This is a genomic window from Mesorhizobium sp. Arg314 (assembly GCF_053714275.1).
This window is the reverse complement of sequence record NZ_JBSKBP010000171.1, coordinates 1-1234: the sequence shown is the minus strand read 5'-3', so window position 1 is coordinate 1234 and position 1234 is coordinate 1. Positions and strand designations below refer to the sequence as shown.

General features: G+C 57.1%; 2 pseudogenes. One reads left to right on the top strand and one right to left on the bottom strand.

Annotation, left to right across the window (positions count from 1 at the left end):
* Positions 1-598: 598 nt before the first annotated feature.
* A pseudogene (locus ACWGS9_RS34870) lies at positions 599-829 on the top strand (phosphomethylpyrimidine synthase ThiC); the annotation flags it as partial.
* Between the two features lie 255 nt (positions 830-1084).
* Here ACWGS9_RS34870 and ACWGS9_RS34865 read toward each other — a convergent pair.
* A pseudogene (locus ACWGS9_RS34865) lies at positions 1085-1234 on the bottom strand (7-cyano-7-deazaguanine synthase QueC); the annotation flags it as partial.

Here is a 1234-nt window from a genome sequence, read left to right as displayed (position 1 = left end):
ATAGATGGGGCTCGTCCCGATATCGCCATAGACCACACCGAGCGCGCCAAGCATCAACAACGTAGTACTTTGTTTCTGAGCCGAGCCGGGATGTTCCGCTAGTTGCCAACCGTCACAATTGTTGGCAGAGTCAACGACAGCCATTGGTGTGCTCCCACAGGTTCTGCCTCTACGGCCAACCCGATTGTGCGTTTGCGAGGCGCGCCCCTTGCGATGGGCAGCCTCGGCCGATTGGGCGCACGACGCGGACTGGGAGGAGATCGCTGCACTGCCGCCATCGGCCGAGGCATCTGGAAATTGCTAACAGGGACCGCCGTGTTGAAGTCGACTGGCACGTCACTCGGCCGATTATCGCTCAACCAGAAATATTAGCAATTAATAACGCGTAGTCCAGGGTTAAATCAAACGACTATCCATTATTAAACTGTGCAATTTGAGATTTATTGATCCTCTATATGGAACAGACACCTGCATAATATCACGAATTCCTATCTGTTATTGATACATTAACTATCGTCGAGTGGCTTATGGAAGTCAATATTTTCATGGTTTCAGATGTAGCATTTCGGAGGGAACGCGTCGCGCGCGGCGGCCCGATCTGGCCAAATGGCGCCTGCACCATCACCGGAAAAGTTTCCTCTACGAGCATTTCGCGAAGATCTGCGGCATCTGCCGCGCCTATGGCGTGTCCTTGTCCCTGGGCGATGGCCTTCGCCCCTGCTCGATCGCCGACGCCAACGACGCAGCACAATTCGCCGAACTGGAGACGCTGGGCGGGCTGACGCAGATCGCCCGGGCAAAGGATTGCCAGGTGATGATCGAGAGGCCATCGAGCCCATCGCGCTTGGTTCCATTTATCCGACCATTCTGAAGGCGATGAATGGGCGCCGCAAAGGCTCGAACGGATCAGCGAGGGGAAGCGCCTGACCGCACCGGTTCCGTTAGCCTCAACCCAGACCGGCTCGACGGTGTCTTCGAAGGTGGGGCGGACGCGCGGCTGTGGTCACCGATATGAAGCGCGCACGCAAGAATGGATCGAGAGGACAGACCGATGGCGCGGTGATGGTGTAGATGACTGCGCGCTCTAGTGCCGTTGTGTTGCCTGGTAATCCTGGCAAGCTTCGATCCAGTAATCCGGGTCTTCGTAAGATGTTGGGTCGTTTTGAGCAGCCAGGTGAAAGGCCTCGCGCCGCTCGACGCAGGTGCCGCAACGACCGCAATGGTGAGCCCCGCC